The sequence below is a fragment of the Cupriavidus sp. SZY C1 genome, from assembly GCF_032190535.1.
GTDB lineage: Bacteria > Pseudomonadota > Gammaproteobacteria > Burkholderiales > Burkholderiaceae > Cupriavidus > Cupriavidus pauculus_C.
In genome coordinates this window covers 218,505-239,696 of record NZ_JAUANU010000006.1, presented here as the reverse complement: position 1 = coordinate 239,696, position 21,192 = coordinate 218,505, and the positions used below count along the sequence as shown (strand labels likewise).

Annotated in this window: 19 protein-coding genes; 12 read left to right on the top strand and 7 right to left on the bottom strand. The window is 68.4% G+C overall.

All coding sequences use genetic code 11. From position 1 onward, the window contains the following. Window positions 1-163 precede the first annotated feature (163 nt). Entirely contained in the window at window positions 164-853 is a 690-nt protein-coding gene (locus QTN24_RS12300) for a response regulator transcription factor (protein WP_313837374.1), read from the bottom strand. Beyond that, window positions 850-2,259: a cache domain-containing protein gene (locus QTN24_RS12295; protein WP_313837372.1), complete on the bottom strand. Its 1,410-nt coding sequence runs from the start codon at window positions 2,257-2,259 to the stop codon at window positions 850-852. Before QTN24_RS12295 ends, QTN24_RS12300 begins: the two co-directional genes overlap by 4 nt. 386 nt (window positions 2,260-2,645) lie before the next feature. On the opposite strand from QTN24_RS12295, the gene QTN24_RS12290 reads away from it, so the two are divergent. The 5 genes from QTN24_RS12290 to QTN24_RS12270 all read left to right on the top strand — a co-directional run bounded on the left by QTN24_RS12290 (window position 2,646) and on the right by QTN24_RS12270 (window position 6,380). Beyond that, on the top strand, window positions 2,646-4,721 hold the full coding sequence (locus QTN24_RS12290) for a carbon starvation CstA family protein (protein ID WP_313837371.1): 2,076 nt from the start codon (window positions 2,646-2,648) through the stop codon (window positions 4,719-4,721). Window positions 4,722-4,739: 18 nt separating this feature from the next. Then, the gene (locus QTN24_RS12285) at window positions 4,740-4,934 is read left to right on the top strand and encodes a YbdD/YjiX family protein (RefSeq protein WP_092138396.1); all 195 of its coding nucleotides are present in this window, start codon (window positions 4,740-4,742) and stop codon (window positions 4,932-4,934) included. 254 nt (window positions 4,935-5,188) lie between these two features. Beyond that, window positions 5,189-5,623, top strand: coding sequence for a hypothetical protein (locus QTN24_RS12280; protein ID WP_313837369.1), 435 nt, complete (start codon window positions 5,189-5,191; stop codon window positions 5,621-5,623). Window positions 5,624-5,736: 113 nt separating this feature from the next. After that, window positions 5,737-5,997 carry a type II toxin-antitoxin system Phd/YefM family antitoxin gene (locus tag QTN24_RS12275; RefSeq protein WP_124682839.1) on the top strand — a complete coding sequence of 87 codons (261 nt, stop codon included), beginning with the start codon at window positions 5,737-5,739 and terminating at the stop codon, window positions 5,995-5,997. Then, window positions 5,994-6,380: a type II toxin-antitoxin system VapC family toxin gene (locus QTN24_RS12270; RefSeq protein ID WP_124682840.1), complete on the top strand. Its 387-nt coding sequence runs from the start codon at window positions 5,994-5,996 to the stop codon at window positions 6,378-6,380. Before QTN24_RS12275 ends, QTN24_RS12270 begins: the two co-directional genes overlap by 4 nt. A gap of 65 nt (window positions 6,381-6,445) precedes the next feature. Here QTN24_RS12270 and QTN24_RS12265 read toward each other — a convergent pair whose 3' ends face one another. Beyond that, complete coding sequence (locus tag QTN24_RS12265; protein ID WP_124682841.1) at window positions 6,446-6,694, bottom strand: hypothetical protein; 249 nt, start codon at window positions 6,692-6,694, stop codon at window positions 6,446-6,448. 188 nt (window positions 6,695-6,882) lie between these two features. Here QTN24_RS12265 and QTN24_RS12260 point away from each other — a divergent pair, with 188 nt between their 5' ends. Further along, a complete protein-coding gene (locus QTN24_RS12260) occupies window positions 6,883-7,806 on the top strand; it encodes a LysR family transcriptional regulator (RefSeq protein ID WP_124682842.1) in 924 nt (307 codons plus the stop codon). 63 nt (window positions 7,807-7,869) lie between these two features. On the opposite strand, the gene QTN24_RS12255 is transcribed toward QTN24_RS12260, so the two are convergent. The 4 genes from QTN24_RS12255 to QTN24_RS12240 form a co-directional block, all read right to left on the bottom strand. Next, entirely contained in the window at window positions 7,870-10,560 is a 2,691-nt protein-coding gene (locus QTN24_RS12255; RefSeq protein ID WP_313837366.1) for a DNA topoisomerase III, read from the bottom strand. A gap of 160 nt (window positions 10,561-10,720) precedes the next feature. Further along, a complete protein-coding gene (locus tag QTN24_RS12250; RefSeq protein WP_124682844.1) occupies window positions 10,721-11,128 on the bottom strand; it encodes a thioredoxin family protein in 408 nt (135 codons plus the stop codon). Between the two features lie 36 nt (window positions 11,129-11,164). Then, window positions 11,165-12,304 (bottom strand): DNA-processing protein DprA, encoded by a 1,140-nt coding sequence (dprA, locus tag QTN24_RS12245; RefSeq protein ID WP_313837365.1) that lies wholly within the window; start codon window positions 12,302-12,304, stop codon window positions 11,165-11,167. A 39-nt stretch (window positions 12,305-12,343) separates the two neighbouring features. After that, on the bottom strand, window positions 12,344-13,522 hold the full coding sequence (locus tag QTN24_RS12240; RefSeq protein ID WP_313837363.1) for a LysM peptidoglycan-binding domain-containing protein: 1,179 nt from the start codon (window positions 13,520-13,522) through the stop codon (window positions 12,344-12,346). A gap of 164 nt (window positions 13,523-13,686) precedes the next feature. Here QTN24_RS12240 and def point away from each other — a divergent pair, with 164 nt between their 5' ends. The 6 genes from def (at window position 13,687) to QTN24_RS12210 (ending at window position 21,138) form a co-directional block, all read left to right on the top strand. Beyond that, on the top strand, window positions 13,687-14,193 hold the full coding sequence (gene def / locus QTN24_RS12235; protein WP_124682847.1) for a peptide deformylase: 507 nt from the start codon (window positions 13,687-13,689) through the stop codon (window positions 14,191-14,193). 116 nt (window positions 14,194-14,309) lie between these two features. Further along, window positions 14,310-15,314: a methionyl-tRNA formyltransferase gene (gene fmt, locus QTN24_RS12230; protein ID WP_313837361.1), complete on the top strand. Its 1,005-nt coding sequence runs from the start codon at window positions 14,310-14,312 to the stop codon at window positions 15,312-15,314. 179 nt (window positions 15,315-15,493) lie between these two features. Continuing rightward, the gene (gene htpX / locus QTN24_RS12225; protein WP_313837360.1) at window positions 15,494-16,354 is read left to right on the top strand and encodes a zinc metalloprotease HtpX; all 861 of its coding nucleotides are present in this window, start codon (window positions 15,494-15,496) and stop codon (window positions 16,352-16,354) included. A gap of 102 nt (window positions 16,355-16,456) precedes the next feature. After that, window positions 16,457-17,830, top strand: a complete 1,374-nt coding sequence (rsmB, locus tag QTN24_RS12220; RefSeq protein WP_313837359.1) for a 16S rRNA (cytosine(967)-C(5))-methyltransferase RsmB — start codon at window positions 16,457-16,459, stop codon at window positions 17,828-17,830. 12 nt (window positions 17,831-17,842) lie between these two features. Then, window positions 17,843-18,679, top strand: a complete 837-nt coding sequence (locus tag QTN24_RS12215) for a DUF4390 domain-containing protein (protein WP_124682851.1) — start codon at window positions 17,843-17,845, stop codon at window positions 18,677-18,679. After that, complete coding sequence (locus tag QTN24_RS12210) at window positions 18,676-21,138, top strand: sensor histidine kinase (RefSeq protein WP_124682852.1); 2,463 nt, start codon at window positions 18,676-18,678, stop codon at window positions 21,136-21,138. Before QTN24_RS12215 ends, QTN24_RS12210 begins: the two co-directional genes overlap by 4 nt. The last annotated feature ends 54 nt before the right edge of the window (window positions 21,139-21,192 follow it).

Genomic DNA, 21,192 nt, shown 5'->3' with positions numbered 1-21,192 from the left:
CGCGCGCAGGCAGACATTCGCAGACAGGTTCATGGCCCTTCAGTTGACTTGATCTTAGGCAGCGCTGATCACGTCAACAATGTAGGGATTACCCGATTCGGTGGCGCGCATCGCACGCGGGCCGGCCGCGCACGCCCGTGGGGCGCCCCGGCACCCGTGGCGGCTAGGCCGGGTCGCGGTCCAGGCCCAGCTGCTGCACCGCGTACTTGACCAGCTCCGCGCGGCCCTCGATGCCCAGCTTGCGCTTGAGGTTGAGCCGGTGTGTTTCCACCGTGCGCACCGATACCCCGAGCCGCGCGGCGATGTCCTTGTTCGACTGGCCCCGGCCGATGCCGTGCAGGATGTCGCGCTCGCGCGGCGTCAGCGCGTCCAGCGGGCTAATCGCCTGCTCGGCCATGCCACGGGCAATGCGCGCGCTGTAGAACACCCGCCCGGCCAGCACGGCCTGGATGGCGGCCATCAGCTCGTCGGCCGGCGCATCCTTGAGCACGTAGCCGCGCGCGCCGGCCCGGATGGCCTGGCGCACGTATTCAAGGTTGTCGTGCATCGACACGATCAGCACGGCTACCTCCGGATACCGGTCGTGCAGCGCCCCGGCCAGCGCGATGCCGCCCATACCGCGCATGCCGATGTCGGTAATCACCAGTTCGGGCACGCTGGCCGGGCCGGCGCCGGCCAGCCACGCCAGCGCCGCCTCGCCGTCGTCGGCCTCGCCCACCACTTCCAGGCCCGGCTGCAGCGCCAGGTGCATACGCATGCCGTCGCGCACCAGCGCGTGGTCGTCGATCAGCAGCACGCGGGCCGGGGCGTTCGAGGGCGGTGGGACGAGGTCTTCGTCGTGCAAAACGGTCATGACAGGGGGATATCGGTGGAAACGGGGGGCATGGCGGCCACGGGCGACGCGGCGGACGCCGGCAGCACCGCCACCAGCCGCGTGCCGGACGGCATCGACACGATGTCGAACTGCCCGCCCAGCGCGGCCATACGCTCGCGCAGGTTGCGCAGGCCGATGCCGCGCTGCGGATCGTGCTGCATGCGGGCGACGTCGAAGCCGGTGCCGTCGTCGCGCACGGTCAGGCGCGTGGCCGACGGCGAGAAATCGAGTTCGATGCGGACATGCCGCGCGTGCGCGTGGCGCTCCACGTTGGCCAGCGCCTCCTGCGCGATGCGGAACAGCGCCGTGGCCTGCTCGTCGGACAGCGTGCGCGGCTGGCCGGACTGCGCCACATCCACGCTCAGCGTGCTGCCGGCCTGCATCTCGCGCGCCAGATGCTGCAGCGCAGCAAACAGGCCCAGGTCGTCCAGCAGGGCGGGGCGCAGGTTGCGGGCCACGCGCCGCACCTCGTTGAACGCCGAATCGAGCCGGTGCAGCGCCATGCCAAGGATGGGGGCCACCGCGGCGCCTTCGGCCGGGGCCGTGCGGATGCGGTTGGCGGCGGCTTCCAGCACCAGCTTGACCGACACCAGCAACTGGCCGATGCCGTCGTGCAGCTCGCGCGACAGCCGCGCGCGTTCCTCTTCCTGCGACTGCACCACGCGCTGCGCAAGCTGGCGCAGCTTGGCGTCGGCCTCGCGGTGTTCGCTGATGTTCAGCGCCAGCCCGCTGGCGGCCACCAGCAGGATGCTGATGCCGGCGATCACGCCAATCCAGGCCATGGTCTCGCGGATGTCGGTCTCGGCGCGCGCGTCGAGCTGGCGCAGCGTCCGCTCGACGTCGTCCAGGTAGATGCCGGTGCCGAGCATCCAGTTCCAGCCCGGCACGGCCACCACGTAGCCCAGCTTGGGCACGGTCTGCTTCGACGACGGCTTCTGCCACATGTAGCGCACCGACCCGCCGCCAGCCTTGGCGGCCGTCACCAGCTTCTGGATCGTCAGCGCGCCCTGCGGGTCGCGCATCAGCCACAGGTCCTGTCCCACCAGCTCGGGCTGGCGCGGATGCATCAGATTCCGACCCTGCAGGTCGTAGAGGAAGAAGTAGCCGTCCGGGCCGTAGTCCAGCCGGGCCAGTGCCTCCATGGCCGCCTGGCGCGTGGCGGCGTCGGTGCGGCCCGACTGCACCATCGGCGCGATGGCGCTCTGGGCCAGGTCGACATAGTGGCGCAGCTCGGTTTCCTTGCTCTGCAGGTAGGCGGCTTCCACCAGCGCGCGCTCGTGGCGCGCCAGCGCGGTGGCCTGGTAGCGCACGGCAAAGGCGATGCCGAGCATCGCGACGGCCAGGGGCGCCACGGCCAGCAACAGGATCTTTTGGCGGAGTTTCATCTGAACCGGGGGTAAACACCGATGCCGGGGAGGCCGCCTGGCATCGTCGGTCTACGTACTACTACGCACCGGTATTGCGTAGTTTCGCGCTTGTGCCGACATGGGCGGCTGTCAATACTACACGCCGGTTCGCGTCCGGGCTTGCCCCGCGCCGCAAACCGACGCAGTAGGTGCGCCGCGGCATGGCACTTCCGCCAGATCCGGGACGCACTGCCTGCCTGCACGGCAAGATCCGGGACCAGACGAGAACAGACCGGGCGCCGCAGACGTCCCAGGAGACCCCGTTTTCCGCACGACACGTCCGCGTCCGCCATCCGGCACCGCCCCCGCTGCCCGCCTGTCTGCCGCCGCAGGTTCTTTCAGCCGGTCTGAGGAGACCCTTCAACATGAATCGCATCGGACAACACCTGTTGTGGCTGGCCGTCGCCGTGCTCGGCGCATTTGCCTTTGCCACTGTCGCGCTGTCGCGCGGTGAAGCCGTCAGCGCACTGTGGATCGTGGTTGCCGCGCTCTGCATCTACCTGATCGCCTACCGCTACTACAGCCGCTTCATCGCCGACAAGGTGATGCAGCTAGACCCCAAACGCATGACGCCCGCGTGGCGCCACAACGACGGCCTGGACTACGTGCCGACCAACAAGGCGGTGCTGTTCGGCCACCACTTCGCCGCCATTGCCGGCGCGGGGCCGCTGGTGGGCCCGGTGCTGGCCGCGCAGATGGGCTACCTGCCCGGCATGCTGTGGCTGCTGGCCGGCGTGGTGTTCGCCGGCGCGGTGCAGGACTTCATGGTGCTGTTCATCTCCACGCGCCGCGACGGCCGCTCGCTGGGCGACCTGGTCAAGTCCGAGATGGGTACCGTGCCCGGCATGATCGCGCTGTTCGGCTGCTTCATGATCATGATCATCATCCTGGCGGTGCTGGCGCTGATCGTGGTGAAGGCGCTGGCCGATTCGCCGTGGGGCACGTTCACCGTGGCCGTGACGATCCCGATCGCGATCTTCATGGGCATCTACACGCGCTACATCCGCCCGGGCCGCATCGGCGAGGTGTCGGTCATCGGCTTCGTGCTGCTGATGGCGGCCATCGTCGGCGGCCAGTACGTGCACGAGAGCGCCACGCTGGCGCCGCTGTTCACGTACGACGGCAAGGCGCTGACGTGGATGCTGATCGGCTACGGCTTCGTGGCCGCCGTGCTGCCCGTGTGGCTGCTGCTGGCGCCGCGCGACTACCTGTCCACGTTCCTCAAGATCGGCACGATCATCGCGCTGGCCGTCGGCATCCTGATCGTCGCGCCAGAGCTGAAGATGCCCGCGCTGACGCAGTTCGCGGCCGGCGGCGGTCCGGTGTGGTCAGGCAACCTGTTCCCGTTCCTGTTCATCACCATCGCCTGCGGCGCGGTGTCGGGCTTCCACGCGCTGATCTCGTCGGGCACCACGCCCAAGCTGCTGGAAAACGAGACGCACGCACGCTTCATCGGCTACGGCGCGATGCTGGCCGAGTCGTTCGTCGCCATCATGGCCCTGGTGGCCGCGTCGGTGATCGAGCCGGGCGTCTACTTTGCGATGAACAGCCCGGCCGCCGTGATCGGCACGACGCCGGAGGCCGTGGCGGCCACCGTGTCGACCTGGGGCTTCGTCATCACGCCTGACGTGCTGATCCAGACCGCCAAGGATGTTGGCGAAAATACGATCATCTCGCGCGCCGGCGGTGCCCCGACGCTGGCGGTGGGCATCGCGCACATCCTGCACCAGGTGGTGGGCGGCCAGGCCATGATGGCGTTCTGGTACCACTTTGCCATCCTGTTCGAGGCGCTGTTCATCCTGACCGCCGTCGACGCAGGCACCCGCGCCGGCCGCTTCATGCTGCAGGACCTGCTGGGCAGCTTCGTGCCGGCGCTGAAGAAGACCGAGTCGCTGTCGGCCAACCTGATCGCCACCGGCCTGACCGTGGCGGCCTGGGGCTACTTCCTGTACCAGGGCGTGGTCGATCCGCTGGGTGGCATCAACACGCTGTGGCCGCTGTTCGGCATCTCGAACCAGATGCTGGCCGCCGTGGCGCTGGTGCTGGGCACGTGCGTGCTGGTCAAGATGAAGCGCGGCCAGTACGCCTGGGTGACGCTGGTGCCCACGGTCTGGCTGCTGATCTGCACGCTGACCGCTGGCTGGCAGAAGCTGTTCAGCGCCGACCCGAAGGTCAGCTTCCTGACGCACGCCGAGAAGTTCAGCGCCGCCATTGCCGAGGGCAAGGTGCTGGCGCCGGCCAAGTCGATGGAGCAGATGCACCGCATCGTCTTCAACGACTACCTGGACGCCGGCCTGTGCGCGCTGTTCATGTTCGTGGTGCTGTCGATCGTGTTCTACGGCTTCAAGACCGCGATGCAGGCCCGTGGCGCCACCCGCCGCACCGACAGCGAGACGCCGTTCGAACCGCTGCCGGCGCAGGCTTCGGCCGCGTCGCACTGACCCCGGAGGGCCACCGCCATGCTCGAACAGATCGGTACCATGGGCCGCTACCTGGGCCAGTCGCTGCGGCTGATGGTGGGCCTGCCCGACTACCAGACCTACGTGGCCCACATGGAAAGCACCCACCCGGACCGCGCGCCGATGACGTACGAGGAATTCTTCCGCGAGCGTCAGGAGGCCCGCTACGGCGGCGGCCAGGGCAAGTGCTGCTGACCTGACGGGGCGGGGCGCCGGCCTGCGGTTGCCCGCCCCGTCCCACCAGTCTGACGAAGGCGGCCCCCCCGGGCCGCTTTTTTTCGTCTGCACTTTGTGACGTACTATTGCGCGCTGTTGCGCCGGAGCATCGGTTTTTAATGCTTCGAAACCGTTTCTGCAGCGGGTTACAGGGCTTCACAACTCGTTACAGCAAGGGCAGGGTTGCTTCTCTACACTCCGCTTCCAGATACACACCACATAAGGAAAATACGATGTCTCGCCAACCTCTTCGCAATCTGACTCTGGCTCTTGCCCTCTCGGCGGCTACGCTGCCGGCGTTTGCAGGGGGTGACCTGAACAACGCACTGGGCGGCGGCCTGGGCGGCGTGGCGGGTGCCGCGGTAGGCGGCGCCCTGGGTGGCAGCACCGGCGCCGTGATCGGCGGTGCGGTGGGCGGCGGCGCGGGTGGCGCGCTGACGTCGAACCGCCGCGAGCGCACCGGCGCCATCATCGGCGGCGCCCTGGGCGGCGGTGCCGGCACGGCAGCTGGCAACGCCATGGGCGGCCGCACTGGCGGCCTGGTGGGCGCGGGCCTGGGCGGCGCGGCAGGCGCGGCGCTGGGCGGCAACGTGTCGCGCAGCAATTCGTACGACGACCGCCGCTACTACAAGCGCAGCAAGCATCGCCGCCATCGTCATCACGACTGATGACAAACGACAACGGGCCCTGCGGGGCCCGTTTTGATTTTGAGAATCGGCTGATGGCGGCCGGGGCTAAATCTGGCTACACTAGCTAAGTCTATTAGCTAAGCGCAGATGCCATGCTTACCGTCAACATGCACGATGCCAAGAGCCAGCTTTCCAAGCTTGTGGAAGCCCTGGAGACTGGCAACGAACAGGAAGTCATCATTGCGCGGAACGGCAAGCCTGCGGCCAGGCTCGTTCCTGTGCAGCCCGCGTTCTCGCAGCGGATCGGCGGGGGCAGGGCGATCTTCGCGGGCGCGCTGGAGGACCTGTCTCTGGAGCAGATCAACGCCAGTGACGACGAAGTCGCGGCCATGTTCCAGGGAGGCACGGATTGAGACTGCTCCTGGATACGCACATTGCATTGTGGGCTGCCACGGCTGCGCCCCAGCTGTCGCAGGCAGCGGCGCGGCTCATCGACGATCCCGCAAACGAGATCCATGTATCGACGGTCAGCCTGTGGGAAATCGGCATCAAGGCCGGCCTGGGGAAGCTGCCTTTGACAGCCACCCAGGCCTCGGCCATGTTCGACCTCTGCGGATATCAGTCGCTGGCGCTCGCCAAGTCTCATGCGCGGACGCTGGATGGCCTGGCAATGAATGCCGACCACAAGGACCCCTTCGACCGGATGCTGGTGGCCCAGGCATTGACCGAAGGCATGACCTTGCTGACCGCCGACGCGAAGATGATGGCTTACAGGCCGACCGCGCGGCTGGTCTGACCCTCGCCGCCAAAACAAAAAAGCCCGTACCGGTTGGTACGGGCTTTTTGCGAATCCGGTGTAGCTTAGATGGCCGCGCCGTCGGTGTAGACGTCGAACGACTTGGCGCCGTCGGTGAAGCTGTCGAACTTGCCGGTCTTCGCGCCATCGGTGAACGGGTCGAACTTGCCAGCCTTGGCACCGTCCGTGTACGGGTCGAACTTCGTGGCCTTGGCGCCGTCGGTGAACGGGTCGAACTTGCCGGCCTTGGCGAAGGCGGGGGCAGCGGCCAGGGTGAGGGTCAGGGTGGCGATCAGGGCGAGTTGGCGCTTCATGGCGTATCCTTCACTTTTGCTTTGGATGCCGGGAAAACCTGTATTGCTGCGGCGCGGCATCTGATGACTGGATATTAGGCATTCCCCTGATATGAATAAATACATGCCTCCACAATGATTGATTGTGGTTTCAACAATAAACTGTGCGCGCCGTGTAAAAGTTCACGGCTTAGTCGGGGGACTATGTCATGGATCGGCTGCAATCGATGCGCGTCTTCGCCAAGGTGGTCGAACTTGGCAGCTTCGCCCGTGCGGCGCAGCAACTTGAAATGTCCAACGCCGTGGTCACGCGCTACGTGGCCGATCTGGAGAGCCACCTCGGCACCCGGCTGCTGAACCGCACCACGCGCAGCCTGTCGCTGACCGACGCCGGCGAGACCTACCTGCAGCGCTGTGCGCAGATCCTGGAGGACGTGGAGGAAGCCGAATCCATCGTCACGGCCCGGAGCCAATCACTATCCGGGACGCTGCGGCTGGTGGCGCCGGTCATGTTCGGGCTGCACCTGCTGCCGCAGACGCTGGAACGCTTCCACCAGATGTATCCCGACGTGGTGTTCGACGTGCAATTGTCCGACCGCATGGTCGATATCGTCGAGGAGGGGCGCGACGTCGGCGTGATGCTGTCCGATCTGGGGCTGGGATCCCATCTTGTGGCGCGACCACTGATCTCGGCCGAGATCATCCTCTGCGCGTCGCCCGGCTATCTGCGCGAGCACCCGCCGCTGCGTACCGCCCATGACCTGTCCAGCCATCGCGCCATCGCGATGCGGCTGCCGACCGCCGAGCACGAATGGACGCTGTCCGGCCCCGAAGGCGAGGTCACGGTGCCGATCCGGCCCGGCCTGCTGTGCAGCAACGCCGAACTGGCGCACCAGGCGGCGCTGTCCAACATGGGCATCGCGATGCTGTCGTCGTACCTAGCGCGGCCCAATATCGAGGCCGGCCGGCTGGTGCACATCCTGCCGCAGTACCAGTTGCCGCGCCGCGACGTGAGCGTGGTCTACCCGAGCCGCAAGTTCCTGCCGACCAAGGTGCGCGCGTTCATCGACTTCCTGCTGGAGGAAGGCAAGCAGCGCGCCGGCGAGAGCGTCGCCAAGGCCGTCGCCAAATAGAAAACGGCGAGGCATGCGCCTCGCCGTTCTGTTCTGCCTGCCGCGGACGTCTGCCGCCCGCGATTACTCTTCCGCTTCCGCTGTCTGCTTGGCCGCCGTGCGCGACTTCTTCGCAGCGGCGGTCTTGGCGGCCGTCTTGGTTGCCGCCTTCTTGGCCGGGGCCTTCTTGGCAGGCGCCTTCCTGGACGCCACCTTCGCCGGCGCGGCCTCGGCGGCGTCATCGCCCTTGGCGGCGGTCTTTGCCGCGGTCTTGGCCGCCGTCTTCGCGCCCGGCTTGGCGCCGGCCTTGGGCTCGCGGGCCTCGAACTCGAAGCCGATCTTGCCGTCGGGCTGCTTGACCAGGAACGCCTTGAAGTTACGGCCCGTGCGCGACGACTTGAAGCCGGTCAGCAGGTCGGTCTTGCCGGCGGTCAGCAGCTTGCCGATCTGCTCGCGCGAGATTTCCTGCTGCAGGATGATCTTGCCGGTCGTGAAGTCGCAGGTCTTCTCGCTGCCGACGGCGTTCTCGCAGACGTACTTCATGCCGTGCTCGTACACCGACCCGTTGCACTTCGGACAGTGGCCAACCGGCGTCTGCTCGCTGAAATCGACGGGCTCGTCGTCTTCGTCGTCGTTCTGGCCGAAGTCGAACTCCATCTTCCAATGGCCTTCGTCGTCCTTGGCCAGCTTCAGGATCGCCGCGAACGGGCGCCCCATCTTGCTGCGGAAGCCCTGGAGCGGACCAATTTCCTTCTTCAGCAGCAGTTCCTCGACCTCGTCGATCTCGAACTGGCGGCCGCCCGGAATCTTGCTGATCGAGAAGTCGCAGGCCGTGCAGGCAAAGCGGCGGTAGTTTTCCTTGACCTGGCCGCCGCACTGCGGGCACGGCGTGTCCAGCGTCGCGTAGTCGCCGGGGATCGTGTCGCTGTCGTATTCCTTGGCGCGCTTGACGATCTGCTGCGTCATCTGCGCGATCTCGCGCATGAACTCGTCGCGCTTCAGGCGCCCGCGCTCGATCTGCGACAGCTTGTGCTCCCACTCGCCGGTCAGCTCGGCCTGCGTCAGTTCCAGCACGCCCAGCCCGCGCAGCAGCGTCATCAGCTGGAACGCCTTGGCGGTCGGAATCAGCTCGCGGCCCTCGCGCACCAGGTACTTCTCGGTCAGCAGCCCTTCGATGATGGCCGCGCGCGTGGCCGGCGTGCCCAGGCCCTTGCCGGCCATGGCCTCGCGCAGCGCGTCGTCGTCCACCAGCTTGCCGGCGCCTTCCATGGCCGACAGCAGCGTGGCTTCGTTGTAGCGGGCCGGCGGGCGCGTGGTCAGGCCGACGGCTTCCACCTTGTCGGTCTTGACCTTCTCGTCCTTCTGCACCGGCACGAGGTTGGCGTCCTTGTCGTCCTTGCCCTGGCCCTCGCGGCCGTAGATCACCAGCCAGCCCGGGTTGACCAACACCTTGCCTTCGGTCTTGAAGTGATGGCCGGCCACCTCGGTGATGCGCGTGGTCACCTGGAACTCGGCCACCGGGAAGAACACGGCCAGGAAGCGGCGCACGACCAGGTCGTACAGCTTCTGCTCGGGCTCGGACAGGTTCTTCGGCGCCTGCAGCGTCGGGATGATGGCGAAGTGGTCGCTGATCTTGCTGTTGTCGAAGATCCGCTTGTTCGGCTTGACCCAGCCCTGCGCCAGGATCTTCTTGGCATGGGGCAGGTAGTTCGGCGAGCTGTCGGCCAGCATGTCCATGGTCTGCTTGACCGTGTCCAGGTAGTCCTCGGGCAGCGCGCGGGCGTCGGTACGCGGGTACGTGAGCACCTTGTGCTTCTCGTACAGCGCCTGCGCCAGGCCCAGCGTGTTCTTGGCCGAGAAGCCGAAGCGCGAGTTGGCCTCGCGCTGCAGCGTGGTCAGGTCGAACAGGGCCGGCGACTGCTGCGTCGACGGCTTCGATTCCTCGGTGACCGTGCCCGGCTTGTCGCGGCACGCCGCCACGATGCTCTTGGCCTCGGCCTCGCTCCAGAGCCGCGACTCGCGCGCCTCGGGGTCGAACTCGTTCTTCTTGAACTTCGGGTCGTACCAGCGTCCTTCGTACAGGCCGGCGGCGGCGATGAACTCGGCGCGCACTTCCCAGTAGTCGCGCGGCACGAAGTGCTTGATCTTCTCTTCGCGCTCCACCACGATCGACAGCGTCGGCGTCTGCACGCGCCCGACGGTGGTCAGGAAGAAGCCGCCGCCCTTGCTGTTGAACGCCGTCATGGCGCGGGTGCCGTTGATGCCGACCAGCCAGTCGGCCTCGGACCGGCAGCGCGCGGCATCGGCCAGCGGCAGCATGTCCTCGTCCTCGCGCAGCGCGGCAAACCCGTCGCGGATGGCCTGCGGCGTCATCGACTGCAGCCACAGCCGGCGCACCGGCTGCTTGGCCTTCGCCTGCTGGGCGATCAGCCGGAAGATCAGTTCCCCCTCGCGCCCCGCGTCGCAGGCGTTGATCAGCGCGGTGACATCCTTGCGCTTGATGAGCCGGTTCAGCACCTTCAGGCGCGACTCGGTCTTGGGGATCGGGCGCAGGTCGAAGTGCGGCGGGATGACCGGGAGGTTGGTGAAGCTCCACTTGCCCCGCTTGACCTCGTATTCGTCAGGCGCGGCGATTTCCACCAGATGGCCAACGGCCGAGGACAGCACGTAGTCGTCGCTCTCGAAATACTCGTCGTGCTTGGTAAAGCCTCCGAGGGCGCGCGCGATATCGGCGGCGACCGAAGGCTTTTCCGCGATGATGAGGGCTTTAGACATTCAACGGGTCCTTGTGGCAACCACTGCCGGGAAGGGCAGTTCGCGCCTCTTGAAATTCACAGCAAACTATGTAAACACCACGCCTGGGCTTTGAGGCGCCAATAATAAGCGCGGTTTCGACGGCGGTGCAAGCAAACGCCACCCGCCGGCCTGACGGCGCTCAACCGTTGCCGCCCACCTTGCCAAGTAGCCAGGGCAGCACTTCCGGCACGTCCGACGCCGGGGCGCCCATCGACGCGCCGCGCGCCAGCATCCGCTCCAGCACATCCAGGTGGGGCAGCACAGTACCGTAGAACTGCGGCGCCCCGCCCGCGATGGGCTGAATCAATACAGTAGGAAAATTTTCGATGTCGATGTCCTCGCCCAGATAGTCCGAGTGGGTTTCGACGTCGATCCAGACGAAACAGTCGTCCGGATAACGTGCCGCCAACGCCGCAAAGCCAGGCTGGTATTCCTTGCACGTCCCGCACCAGTCCGCGCACAGGCAGGCCACCAGCCGCCCCTGGGGGCGGGCCAGCAGCGCCTGGCGCACGGTTGCGGGGTCCTGCTCGGGAAAGTAAACGGCCATGGCAGTCGGGATGTGAGGCAAGGGCAATACCGCGGATCATGCCAGACGGCGGAAGCGGTTGCCCGGCAGCCGCTCGGCCGCGCCCGCCAGTTCCATCTGCAACAGCGCCGCCGAGGCCGCCTCCGCCGCCATGCCGGCGCGCGCGCACAACACGTCGAACGTGACAGGATCATAGGCGAGCGCCGGGCCGAAAGCGTCGCCGGCGGTGGCCGGGCCCGGCGCGGGCGGCGCCGGGGCCGGGGCCGGCGTCACGGTCGCGGCGGTTGGCGGCGCCTGCGGCAGGTCGCCGAATTCCTCCAGCACGTCGGCCGCCGTCTCCACCAGCTTGGCGCCTTGCCGGATCAGCTTGTGGCAGCCGCGCGATAGCTCGGCGTGGATCGAGCCGGGAATCGCAAAGACCTCGCGCCCGATCTCCGACGCCAGCCGCGCCGTGATGAGCGACCCCGAGCGCTCGGCCGCCTCCACCACCAGCACGCCGCGCGCCAGCGCCGCGATGATGCGGTTGCGGCGCGGAAAGTGGTTCGGCAGGCCCGGCGTGCCGAGTGGGAATTCGCTGACGATGGCGCCGCCCGCATCGACGATCTGGTGCGCCAGCTTGTGATGCCGCGCCGGATAGACGATGTCGACACCCGTGCCGACCACGGCCACGGTGCCGCCCGGCCCGGCCAGCGCCGCGGCATGCGCGGCGGCGTCGATGCCGAGCGCCAGGCCGGACACCACGCTCAGGCCGGCCTCGGAAAACGCCGACGCGAACGCGCCCGCGTTGCACACGCCCTGGGCCGTCGCATGGCGGGCGCCGACGATGCCGAGCGACGGGCGGCCCAGGCAGCCCGCGTCACCATTGACATAGAGCACCAGCGGCGGATCGGCCAGATCGAGCAGGCGGGCAGGGTAGGCCGCGTCGGCCATCGTCACGAGATAGTGGCCGGGCTCGGCCAGCCACTGGATCGTGCGGGCAATGCGTGCGGAGACGTCGGCGTCCGGCGGGGCCGCCAGCGTGCGGGCGACGGCGGGCTCGGCAGCCTCGCGCAGCCGGGCCGCGTCCAGCGCCAGCAGCGCCTGCGGCAGCCCGAAGGCGGCCAGCAGGCGCCGGCCGGCCTGCGCGGAAACCCCGGGGGTGGCCGTCAGGCGCACCCAGGCAGCCACTTCGGCCGGGTCGCGTGTCGTATCGGTCATCGGTCACACCGTGGCCCGCGCCATGCGCAGGCCAGCCGGTTACTGCGGCGTGGTGGCCAGGTCGCCCACCTTCATGACGTTGCTGGCATCGGTGACCAGCGCGTAGGCCAGGCCCGGGAAGACGCGATAGACGTAGGCCAGCCCGTAGCGGTCGTCCGGCAGCGTGATCGTGCGGTTGTTGTCGGTCGGATCCTTGACCACGCCGCCCACGCGCGACAGCGCCAGCACGTGCCCCGGCTCCAGGCCGCCATTGGTGCCCATGTTCAGCACCACTACCTGCTTGGCGCCGCCGTACTGCACGCCGCCATAGACCGCCGCGATATGGGCCTGCACCGGGGTGTCCGGCGCGTGCGGCACGTAGCGCACCAGTTCGCGGGCCGGTTGCGGCAGCAGCAGCGATCCGGCGCCCATTTCCTGCGGCGACTGCGTGGCCTCCACGGTCGACACGGCATCCGGGCCCTCGGGGCCGCGCAGCACGCGCACGCTGCCCTGGAACTGCGCCTCATAACCGATCACGGCCTGCGTGACCGGGTCGCGCACCGGCTGCGCGGGCGTGAACGCCTGCCAGTCGCTGCCGACCGCCGCGTCCGCCGGCGCAATGCCGCGCACGAAGCCGGTATCGCCGCGCCCCATGTAGACGCGGGCGTCGGGCAGGGCGACGATGCGCGCCGAGGTGTCGATCGTGCCCTTGTCGACCACCAGCGGGCGCCGCAGGAACGGTTCGATGTCGGACGCCGGAATGCTCAGGATGGCGTCGCCGTCGGGGCCTTCGCCCCGCACGCGCGGCGACAGGCGTGAATCGCCGCCGCTGGCGCCGCCCGGCCCGGTGGTGGACAGGTACGCGCGGCCATCGCGCTGGATCAGGTACAGGATCTGGCCGGGGTAGATCAGGTGCGGATTGCGGACCTGCTGCCGGTTCATGCCCCACAGCGCCGGCCAGCGCCACGGCTGGCGCAGGTACTGGCCCGAGATGCCCCACAGCGTGTCGCCCGAGCGCACGGTGTACTGGCTGGGCGCGTTGGGCGCGAGTTCGGAAACGGGGATACCCTGCTGGGCAGTGACATCGGCCTCGGCCAGCTGCGCCGGGGAGACGCCAAGCTCCGCTGCCTGGACGGCCAGCGCGGCGCCGGCAGTGATGCCGGCAGCACATAGCATGCTGAGGGTGAACGCGTGCAGCCTGCGGCCCGACGCCGCCTGTTCTTTGGTAAGATCGCGCATTTTCCTGAACCGGTCGGGAGAACGACCGGATTGACCCTAGGTAGAGCGTGCCTGCTGCGGCGCGCCTTGAATTTTTGTACTAGCGCCCCGATTCTGCATGGAAACCCTGCACGCCGCAACGCCGGCCGGGCAGGCGACCGCAACCGGCGTTGCGCCCGAGCATCATGGCCAAACTCGACATCCTCACCTACCCCGATCCTCGCCTGCACAAGGTGGCCAAGCCCGTGGCGGTGGTGGACGACCGCATCCGCCAGCTCGTCCGCGACATGGCCGAAACCATGTACGACGCGCCCGGCATCGGCCTGGCCGCCACGCAGGTGGACGTGCATGAGCGCGTGATCACCATCGACATTTCCGAAACGCGCGACCAGCTCATGGTCTTCATCAACCCCGAGGTGGTCTGGGCCAGCGACAACCGCAAGGTCTGGGAAGAGGGCTGCCTGTCGGTGCCGGAAGTCTATGACCGCGTGGAGCGGCCGGACCGCGTCAAGGTGCGCGCGCTGAACGAGAAGGGCGAGACCTTCGAGATCGACGCCGACGACCTGCTGGCTGTATGTATACAGCACGAGATCGATCACCTGGACGGCAAGGTCTTCGTCGAATACCTGTCGCCGCTCAAGCTCAACCGCATCAGGAGCAAGCTCCAGAAGCGCGTGCGCGCCCGCATGTGAGGATGTAACAGGGGGCGGCCACCCGCGGTGGCGTCTGCTATCGTTACACCTTCCAACGCTTCATCCCGTACCGGCCGCCATGCGGCCGGTGTCGTTTCCACACGCGGATTTCTGTCATGACTCAAGCCCAGCCACTGCGCGTCGCGTTTGCCGGCACCCCCGAATTCGCGCGCGCGGCCCTTGAGGCCATCCACGCCGCCGGGTTTTCGGTGGTGGCCGTCCTGACCCAGCCGGACCGGCCCGCCGGGCGGGGCATGCAGTTGCAGGCCAGCCCGGTCAAGCAGTTTGCCATCGAGCAGGGCCTGGGCCCGGTGCTGCAGCCGCGCTCGCTGCGCCGCCACGGCAAGTACCCCGAGGAAGCCGGCGCCGCCGTCGACACGCTGGCCGACATCGCGCCCGACGTGATGGTGGTGGCCGCCTACGGCCTGATCCTGCCGGCCGAAGTCCTGGATCTGCCGCGCCATGGGTGCCTGAACATCCACGCCTCGCTGCTGCCGCGCTGGCGCGGCGCGGCGCCGATCCATCGTGCCATCGAGGCCGGCGACGCCGAAACCGGCATCACGCTGATGCAGATGGACGAGGGGCTCGACACCGGCGCGATGCTGTCGCGCGAGGCGGTGCCGATCGGCCCGCTGGACAGCACCGGCACGCTCCACGACACGCTGGCCGAACTGGGTGGGCGCATGATCGTCGACGCGCTGCGCCAGTTGGCCGCCGGCCAGCCGCTGGCCGCCACGCCGCAGCCAGAGGCGGGCGTGACCTACGCCCAGAAGATCGCCAAGGACGAGGCGCCGCTGGACCTGACCCGTCCGGCCGCCGCGCTGGCCAACCAGGTGCGCGCGTTCAACCCGTTCCCGGGCGCGACGATCCAGGTGGGCGACACGCTGATCAAGTGCTGGCAGGCGCTGCCGCTGGCCGCCGCGACGAGCCTGCCCCATCCGCCTGGCACCGTGCTGGCGGCCGACGCCGCCGGCGTGATCATCGCGTGCGGCGGGGGCAGCGCATTGCAGGTGACCGAACTCCAGAAGCCCGGCGGCCGCCGCCAGCCGGCCCAGCAATTCCTGCAGGGCATGCCGCTGCCCCCCGGCACGCGCTGCCAGGTCCCCGGCACGCCCGGCTGACCCGCAAGGCCCGGGGCGGCGCCTGAGACACTTCCCGCACCCCGCCCGCCCGGCGCACCCGCCGCCAAAACCCTGCCGCCGACATTGAATTTCCGCGGCCCGGACCCTATCTAACGGTCATCGCGTCCCGCAGGGGCGGGTACGCGCGTGATCGAAACGATCGTTCTGGAGAGCAAGCCATGTTCAACTGGGTCAAGACCTTCATGCTGATGGCCGCCATCACGGCGCTGTTCATCGTCATCGGCGGGATGATCGGCGGACGCAGCGGCATGATGTTCGCGCTGCTGATCGCGCTCGGCATGAACTTCTTTTCTTACTGGTTCTCGGACAAGATGGTTTTGCGCATGTACAACGCGCAGGAAGTGGATGCCAGCACCGCGCCGCAGTTCTACAACATGGTGCGGGACCTGGCGCAGCGCGCGCAGCTGCCCATGCCGCGCGTGTACCTGATCAACGAGGACGCGCCGAACGCGTTTGCCACGGGCCGCAACCCCGAGCACGCGGCGGTGGCCGCCACGACCGGCATCCTGCGCGTGCTGTCCGACCGCGAATTGCGCGGCGTGATGGCGCACGAACTGGCGCACGTGAAGCACCGCGACATCCTGACGTCGACCATCGCCGCCACCATGGCCGGCGCCATCTCGGCCCTGGCCAACATGGCGATGTTCTTCGGCGGGCGCGACGAGAACGGCAACCGGAGCAACCCGATCGCCGGCATCGCCGTGGCCATCCTGGCGCCGCTGGCCGCGTCGCTGATCCAGATGGCGATCTCGCGGGCGCGCGAGTTCGAGGCCGACCGCGGCGGCGCCGAGATCAGCGGCGACCCGCAGGCGCTGGCCGCCGCGCTGGACAAGATCCACCGCTACGCGCAGGGCATCCCGTTCCAGGCGGCCGAGGCGCACCCGGCCACCGCGCAGATGATGATCATGAACCCGCTGTCGGGCGGGGCCGTGGCCAACCTGTTCTCGACCCACCCGGCCACCGAGGAACGCATTGCGCGCCTGATGCACATGGCCCAGACCGGCACGTATCCGGCCTGACGCCCCGCGACTCCGGGTAAACTGCCCGCTGAGTTCCCTCCGGAACCGGCGGGCATTTTTGTGCCCGCGCCATTCCCCGACGTTGCCTGACAGATTTTTCCCATGCGCCTGCCTCACGATTCCCTTGCCTTCCAGATGCTCGGTGCCGCCGCGGCCGTTCGCGGCGTGCACGAAGGCACGGCCCTGCCGCAGGCCCTCGAAGACGTAGCCACCCAGTTGCGGCTGGACCGCGTGCGCGACGCCGCCACGCGCGGCGCGATCCAGGACCTGGCCTACCGCTCGGTGCGCCTGTTCGGCACCACGCGCGCGCTGGTCACCGAACTGGTGACGCGCCCGCCCGGCGCCCTTGTCGATTCGCTGCTGGCCGTGGCGCTGGCGCTGCTGATCGAGGGCGAGGACGGCGACGGCAGCAAGGTAGGCCGTGGCGGCTATGCCGCGTTCACCGTGGTCGACCAGGCGGTCAGCGCGGCGGCGTCCGAGCCCAAGACCGCGCATGCGCGGGGGCTGGTCAACGCGGTGCTGCGTCGATTCCTGCGCGAGCGCCAGTCGCTGATGCCGAAGGTCATGGCCGATGACGAAGCGCGCTGGAACCTGCCCGCGTGGTGGCTGGCGCAACTGCGCGGCGCCTATCCGGACCAGTGGATGGCGCTGGCCGAGCGCGTCAACGCGCGGCCGCCAATGACGCTGCGCGTCAACACCCGGCGCATCTCGGTGGCCGATTATCTGCAGGCGCTGGCCAACGCCGGGCTGGCCGGCGTGGCCGTGGGCGACCAGGCCGTGCGGCTGGTGCGCGCGTTCCCGGTGACGCAGATCCCCGGCTTTGCCGAGGGCGACGTGTCGGTGCAGGACGCCGGCGCGCAACTGGCCGCGCCGCTGTGCGAGGTGGCCGATGGCATGCGCGTGCTCGACGCCTGCGCCGCGCCGGGCGGCAAGACCGGTCACCTGCTGGAGCTGGCCGACATCCACGTCACGGCCGTGGAAAGCGACGCCGACCGCGCCGCGCGCATCCACGACAACCTGGCCCGGCTGGACCAGCGTGCCGACGTGATCGTCGGCGATGCGAGCCGTCCGAAGGACTGGTGGGACGGACAGCCATTCGACCGCATCCTGGCCGACGTGCCGTGCTCCGCGTCGGGCATCGTGCGGCGCCATCCCGATATCCGCTGGCTGCGGCGCGAATCGGACGTGGCCAGGCTGATGACCGAGCAGCGGCGCATCGTCTCGCAGCTCTGGCCGCTGCTGAAGCCGGGCGGCATCCTGGTCTACGTGACCTGTTCTATTTTCCCAACGGAAGGCGAGGCGCAGGCGCGCTGGTTTGGTGCGCAGCTTCCAGATGCGATACGATTGCAGGCGCCGGGGCAACTGCTGCCCGGCATCGAGGCGCCTGAAACGGCCGGTCGCGGGATTGCCGGCCAGGCAAGCCTGCCATCGGACCACGATGGCTTCTTCTACGCCCGCTTCCAGAAACGCGCCTGAACCCATCCACCCATGCCCAGCCTGCTGCGCCTGTTCGTCCTACGTGCCCCCGGCCGCGCGGTGCGCGGATGGCCGGCAGCACCGCTGGCCGGCGCGTGGGGGCTGTGCCGCGCGTGGTATGCCGTGGCGCTGCTGATGCTGGCGCTGCTGGTGCACGTGCCCCATGCCAGCGCGCAGCTGATCGAGACCACCGAGGCGCGCATCGACTACCAGGACGGCGGCTTCGAGCTCGCCGCGGCGTTCGACTTCGACCTGCCGCCGGCGCTGGAAGACGCGCTGCATAAAGGCATCTCGCTCTATTTCGTCGTCGACTTCCAGTTGTCGCGCGCGCGCTGGTACTGGTTCGACGAGAAGCCGGTCAACACGTCGCGCGCCGTGCGGCTGTCGTACCAGCCGCTGACGCGGCAGTACCGCGTCTCCACCGGCGGCCTGCAACTGCCGTTCAACCGCCTGAAGGGCGCGCTGCAGTTCATCCAGCAGGTGCGCGGCTGGCGCGTGTTCGAGCGCCGGGACGTCAAGCTGGGCGAGACCTATCACGCCGAGACACGCATGCGGCTGGACCTGTCGCAGTTGCCCAAGCCGTTCCAGATCAACGCGGTGAATACGCGCGACTGGAACCTGTCGTCGGACTGGAAGCGCTTCAACTACACGGTGCCGACGAATCTCGACGCGCCGCCACCCCCGCCGCCGCCCGCGCCCCCCGTGGCGCCACCCGCGCCGCCGGCCATGCCGGGATCGGCGCCCGCGCCCGCGTCGGCCCCGTCGGCCGAGGTGCGCACGCCGTTCGCGCAGACCGTGTCGAACGTGCTGTCGCCCAACCAACTGGTCCAGCCGGCCAGCCAGCCATGAACCGCAATCCATGGGATAGCAAGTTCCGCCGCGTGCTGTATCGCGTGGTGGTGGCGATCATCGTCTTCCTGGCGCTGGTGCTGGTGGGGCTGCTGGCCGGGGCATCGGCCAATACCGAGTTCTTCGACCGCTATTTCACGCTGCTCTTCAAGGTCAACCTGGTCGTTGGCGCGCTGCTGGTACTGACGGTGGGCGCGCTTGCGCTGACGCTGTGGATCCGCTACCGGCGCGGCAAGTTCGGCACGCGGCTGATGAGCAAGCTGGCCGTGTTCTTTGGCGTGGTGGGGGTGCTGCCGGGCGTGCTGATCTACCTGGTATCGCTGCAGTTCGTGTCGCGCAGCATCGAATCGTGGTTCGACGTGCGCGTGGAGAACGCGCTGGAGGCGGGCCTGAACCTGGGCCGCTCCACCATCGACAGCCAGCTTGCCGACCTGCAGGGCAAGGCGCGGCTGATGGCGGACCAGCTTACCGGCGCGTCGAGCATGGCCAGTTCGCTGCAGCTCAACCGGCTGCGCGAGCAGTACGGCATCCAGGAAGCGGCGATCTTCACCGGCAGCGGCCGCGTGCTGGCCACCGCGTCCAGCAGCTACGCCGCGCTGGTGCCGGACATCCCCTCGGGCGTGCTGGCCGAGCAGGCCCGCATGGCCGGTGGCTATGCGGCCGTGGAAGGCGGCACCGACCCCACGGGCGGTGACAAGCCGCCGGTCAACGTCGACAGCAGCCACCTGTACCGCATCCGCGTAATCATCCCGCTGGGCCCGGCGCCTGCCGCCACGCCCGACGATGCCGAGCAGGCCAGCGCCAACGCCGCCGCTGCCGCCGCGCGCGCCCGCAGCCGGCTGGTGCCGCCGGGCAGCCGCTGGGCCGGCTCGGGCCTGTCGATCGAACGCCGCCCGGAAGACGCGCCCGCCACCGGCTTCGGCCTGGTCGGCGACACCGTGCGCGAGGAACGCTACCTGCAGGTGGTGCACCCGGTGCCGGCCGTGCTGGCGCGCAATGCCGACGAAGTTCAGCGCGCGTACCAGGAATACCAGGAAAAGGCGCTGGGCCGCACGGGCCTGCGCAAGATGTACATCGGCACGCTGACGCTGACGCTGTTCCTGGCCGTGTTCATCGCCGTGATGCTGGCGCTGCTGCTGGGCGGCCAGCTTGCGCGGCCGCTGCTGATGCTGCTGCAGGGGACGAAGGAGGTGGCCGAGGGCGACCTGTCGCCCAAGCGCGAACTGAAAAGCCGCGACGAACTGGGCCAGTTGACGCAGCAGTTCAACCAGATGACGCGCCAGCTTGCCGAGGCCCGCATGGCGGTGGAAGACAACCGCGTGGCGCTGGAGCAGTCGAAGGCGTACCTGGAAAGCGTGCTGCAGAATCTGACCGCCGGCGTGCTGGTCTTCGACCGCCGCTTCACGCTGATCACGGCCAACCCCGGCGCCGAGCGCATCTTCCGCCAGCCGCTGGGCGGCGTGCTGGGCCAGCCGGTGGAGCAGATTCCGGGCATGGGCGACTTCGCCGATATCGTGCGGCAGGCGTTTTCCGAGCAGACGACGCGCGAGGTGCTGGGCGGCGCGCAGCACTGGCAGAAGCAGATCGAACTGCCCCAGGGCGACGAGGAACAGCCGCTCACGCTGCTGGTGCGCGGCGCCCACCTGCCGGGCGGCAGCCGCGACGAACCGGGCTACGTAGTGGTGTTCGACGATATTTCAGACGTGATCTCGGCCCAGCGCTCGGTAGCGTGGGGCGAGGTGGCGCGGCGGCTGGCCCACGAGATCAAGAATCCGCTGACGCCGATCCAGCTATCGGCCGAGCGCCTGCAGATGAAGCTGTCGCCCAAGCTGGAACAGTCCGACGCGGAAGTGCTCAAGCGCGGGGCCACCACGATCGTTAACCAGGTAGCGGCGATGAAACGCATGGTGGACGACTTCCGCGACTATGCGCGGACGCCGCCGGCGGTGATGCAGTCGCTGGCGCTGAACGGCCTGGTGGCGGAGGTGCTGCACCTGTACGGCATCGACGATCCGGCCGTGCACGAGCACCCGGTGATTCATGCGGCGCTGGGCCCCAGCCTGCCTGAAATCAAGGGCGATCCCACGCAACTGCGCCAGGTCATCCACAACCTGCTGCAGAATGCGCAGGATGCGGCGGCGGACAACGTCGCGGCCGGTAGGGCGGCGCCCCATATCACTCTGCACACCGAGACTGTAGAATACAAAGATTCCGCCGGCGAAGACCGGCAAGCCGTCAAGTTGTCCATTACGGACAATGGTCCCGGATTCGCACCGCGCATCCTGAGTCGAGCGTTCGAACCGTATGTGACCACGAAAGCCAAGGGTACGGGTCTCGGGCTGGCGATGGTGAAGAAGATCATTGACGAACATGGCGCGCGCATCGAACTGCGCAATCGCATGAACGGTAGCGAGATCACGGGTGCCCAGATCTCGATCCTGTTCGTTAAGCTGGCTTAGTCAATCTAGCGCACCGGCGCCTCCGGTCTGCGCTGCGGTGGGGTTAAGAGGGGA

Coding starts and splice junctions, on each gene's coding strand:
- QTN24_RS12300 (WP_313837374.1), bottom strand. CDS start 853: ATGACCGTTTTGCACGACGAAGACCTCGTCCCACCGCCCTCGAACGCC.
- QTN24_RS12295 (WP_313837372.1), bottom strand. CDS start 2,259: ATGAAACTCCGCCAAAAGATCCTGTTGCTGGCCGTGGCGCCCCTGGCC.
- QTN24_RS12290 (WP_313837371.1), top strand. CDS start 2,646: ATGAATCGCATCGGACAACACCTGTTGTGGCTGGCCGTCGCCGTGCTC.
- QTN24_RS12285 (WP_092138396.1), top strand. CDS start 4,740: ATGCTCGAACAGATCGGTACCATGGGCCGCTACCTGGGCCAGTCGCTG.
- QTN24_RS12280 (WP_313837369.1), top strand. CDS start 5,189: ATGTCTCGCCAACCTCTTCGCAATCTGACTCTGGCTCTTGCCCTCTCG.
- QTN24_RS12275 (WP_124682839.1), top strand. CDS start 5,737: ATGCTTACCGTCAACATGCACGATGCCAAGAGCCAGCTTTCCAAGCTT.
- QTN24_RS12265 (WP_124682841.1), bottom strand. CDS start 6,694: ATGAAGCGCCAACTCGCCCTGATCGCCACCCTGACCCTCACCCTGGCC.
- QTN24_RS12260 (WP_124682842.1), top strand. CDS start 6,883: ATGGATCGGCTGCAATCGATGCGCGTCTTCGCCAAGGTGGTCGAACTT.
- QTN24_RS12255 (WP_313837366.1), bottom strand. CDS start 10,560: ATGTCTAAAGCCCTCATCATCGCGGAAAAGCCTTCGGTCGCCGCCGAT.
- QTN24_RS12250 (WP_124682844.1), bottom strand. CDS start 11,128: ATGGCCGTTTACTTTCCCGAGCAGGACCCCGCAACCGTGCGCCAGGCG.
- dprA (WP_313837365.1), bottom strand. CDS start 12,304: ATGACCGATACGACACGCGACCCGGCCGAAGTGGCTGCCTGGGTGCGC.
- QTN24_RS12240 (WP_313837363.1), bottom strand. CDS start 13,522: ATGCGCGATCTTACCAAAGAACAGGCGGCGTCGGGCCGCAGGCTGCAC.
- def (WP_124682847.1), top strand. CDS start 13,687: ATGGCCAAACTCGACATCCTCACCTACCCCGATCCTCGCCTGCACAAG.
- fmt (WP_313837361.1), top strand. CDS start 14,310: ATGACTCAAGCCCAGCCACTGCGCGTCGCGTTTGCCGGCACCCCCGAA.
- htpX (WP_313837360.1), top strand. CDS start 15,494: ATGTTCAACTGGGTCAAGACCTTCATGCTGATGGCCGCCATCACGGCG.
- rsmB (WP_313837359.1), top strand. CDS start 16,457: ATGCGCCTGCCTCACGATTCCCTTGCCTTCCAGATGCTCGGTGCCGCC.
- QTN24_RS12215 (WP_124682851.1), top strand. CDS start 17,843: ATGCCCAGCCTGCTGCGCCTGTTCGTCCTACGTGCCCCCGGCCGCGCG.
- QTN24_RS12210 (WP_124682852.1), top strand. CDS start 18,676: ATGAACCGCAATCCATGGGATAGCAAGTTCCGCCGCGTGCTGTATCGC.